Below are 2,390 nucleotides of genomic sequence, written 5' to 3'. Positions count from 1 at the left end.
GGCTCACTCGCGCTCTGGCTTTTCTTCGGTGCATCGCTCAAGAAGGCGTGCGGCATGAATCGCGACATCACAAACGATCCGTCTCTCGCCAGATGGCCTGAGGCGATATGGGCCGTCGCGGGCGCTCTGCTGCTCGTCGCCCTCGGGCTGGTGCCGGTGAATCTCGCGTGGCAGGCGGTCGGGAAGGGCACGGACGTGTACCTGTTCCTCATCGGCATGATGCTGCTCTCCGAACTCGGCCGGCGCGAAGGGCTGTTCGACTGGATCGCGGTGCTCGCCGTGAACTATGCGAAGGGTTCACCGCGCAAGCTCTTTCTGCTGGTGTACCTGGTCGGTGTCGTCGTGACGACGTTCCTCTCGAACGATGCCGCCGCCGTCGTGCTTACACCCGCCGTGTTCGCCGCCGCGAAGAAGGCGGGTACCAAGCCGCTGCCGCTCTTGTACGTGTGCGCGTTCATCGCCAACGCGGCGAGCTTCGTGTTGCCGATATCGAACCCTGCCAATCTCGTGCTCTACGCGAATCACACGCCTGCGCTGGGTTTGTGGGTGGCGCGGTTTGCCTTGCCCTCAGTGCTGTCGATCGTCGCGACGTTTTTTATGCTGCGCTGGACGCAACGTAGCGAACTCGATGGCGTGTGCGCCAGCGATCTGCCCGTCGACAAACTCAGCACCAACGGCAAGGTGACATTCGCGGGCATCGGCGTGACGGCGATCGCGTTACTCACCGTCTCAGCCTTCGACATGCAACTGGGCTTGCCGACTGCCATCCTCGGCATCCTCACAGCGCTGGTCGTGCTGGTCAAGGAGCGTCAATCTCCGGTCGAACTCGTCAGCGAAATCTCGTGGAGCGTGCTGCCGCTCGTCGCGGGCCTCTTCGTGCTCGTGGAGATGCTTGCGCACACGGGTGTCATCACGGCCCTTTCGCATCTGCTCGCCTTGGCGACGCAGCAGAATCAATCAATCACAGCCGCGGTGTCAGGGGTCGTCATCGCTTTGAGCAGCAATGCGATCAACAACCTGCCGGCGGGGCTCATCGCCAGCGCAACTGCGTTGCAGGTGCACAGTCCTGAGCACGTGATCGACGCGTTGCTGATCGGCGTGGACCTTGGACCGAATCTGTCGATTACAGGCTCGCTCGCGACGATTCTCTGGCTCTCCTCCATTCGGCGCGAGGGCGAGGAAGTGAGCTTCATGCAGTTCTTCAAGGTCGGCGTGGTTGTCATGCTGCCCGCGCTCGTGCTGGCGCTGGGTGCGCGGCTTCTCATCGGAAATTAGACAAGAGCAAACGGAGGAGAAAAATGAGCAGCGCATGGATATATCCGTTCATCATCATTGGGGGCATCCTGCAAGCCGCGGGCGCACCCATCAACGGTCAGCTCAAGGGGGCGCTGGTCAATCCCTGGCTTGCGTCGAGCGTTTCGTTTCTACTGGTGACGTTCCTCGCCATCGCATTGTTCTGCATTCAGCCGACACCGCTGCCCACGCTCGACGATTTGCGCATCATGAAGTGGTGGGCGCCACTCGGAGGCATTGTCGGCGCGGTAGCCGTCTTTGCCAGTCTGACACTCGTGCAGAAAGTCGGTGTCGGCACGCTCAACGGACTGACCATCTGCGCGAACCTCGTTGCGTCGGTCGCGATCGACCACTTCGGTTTGATAGGCGTGGCGGAGCACCCCATCACTTGGCTGCGATTGCTCGGAACCTTGCTGATGGTGGCCGGCGTCGCGCTCGTCATGCGTTTCTGAGCACTTGCGATGAAACGGTGGCGTGGCTGGCAAAACTACCGCAAGTCATTTGATTGGCGCGTTTTGCCTCTTGTTGCGTTGACAGTTGTCGCCGCGGCCACCTCGTATGGCTACCATCGGATCTTGCTTGCGCAGCGCGACTGGATCGAGCACACCTACCAGGTCATGTCGACCCTGGAGATGACGCTACAACTCATGACAGATGCCGAAACCGGGCAGCGCGGCTACATTCTCACGGGCGACAAGACGTACCTCAAGCCGTATTCCCAAGCTGTAAAGCAAGTACATGTGCTACCTGATCAGATCCGTAACCTGGTAACCGACAGTCGCATTCAACTCGTTCGGGTTGGTGAACTCGAACAAGTGTTGAACGACAAGCTCGACGAACTCGCTGAAACCTTGCGGATCAAGGAAGAAAAAGGATCGGACTGGGCGCGAGAAAACATCCTGCGTAACGATGGTCGGGAAAGTATGGACAAGATAAGAACGTTGATCGCACAAATGCGTCAGGCCGAAGCAGAACTGCTTGTGCAACGCACGAATCGCGCGTCCCGAACGGAGAGAATGATGCTGGCGGTGACAATCGCGCTGACCATACTCTCGATAGCAGCTCGCATTACCCTTTACTTTTTACGGGAACGCGGT

The 2,390-nt window shown here is 59.5% G+C and carries 3 protein-coding genes; all 3 read left to right on the top strand.

The annotated features are described in order from the left end of the window. Positions 1 to 54 precede the first annotated feature (54 nt). Positions 55 to 1,275, top strand: coding sequence for an arsenic transporter (locus tag AWB67_RS36440; protein ID WP_087660695.1), 1,221 nt, complete (start codon positions 55 to 57; stop codon positions 1,273 to 1,275). A 23-nt stretch (positions 1,276 to 1,298) separates the two neighbouring features. Beyond that, entirely contained in the window at positions 1,299 to 1,745 is a 447-nt protein-coding gene (locus AWB67_RS36435; RefSeq protein ID WP_087660694.1) for a DMT family transporter, read from the top strand. A gap of 9 nt (positions 1,746 to 1,754) precedes the next feature. Next, on the top strand, positions 1,755 to 2,390 hold a 636-nt coding region (locus AWB67_RS36430; RefSeq protein ID WP_125477849.1), incomplete at its 3' end, for a CHASE3 domain-containing protein.

Origin of the sequence: Caballeronia terrestris (assembly GCF_001544515.1) — a bacterium.
GTDB classification, from domain to species: domain Bacteria; phylum Pseudomonadota; class Gammaproteobacteria; order Burkholderiales; family Burkholderiaceae; genus Caballeronia; species Caballeronia terrestris.
Note: the sequence above shows the minus strand (reverse complement) of the source record. Positions and strands in the feature narration are given on the sequence as shown.

Bases quoted from the DNA above. Each gene is read 5' to 3' on its own strand.
- AWB67_RS36440 (WP_087660695.1), top strand. From the start codon at position 55: ATGAATCGCGACATCACAAACGATCCGTCTCTCGCCAGATGGCCTGAG.
- AWB67_RS36435 (WP_087660694.1), top strand. From the start codon at position 1,299: ATGAGCAGCGCATGGATATATCCGTTCATCATCATTGGGGGCATCCTG.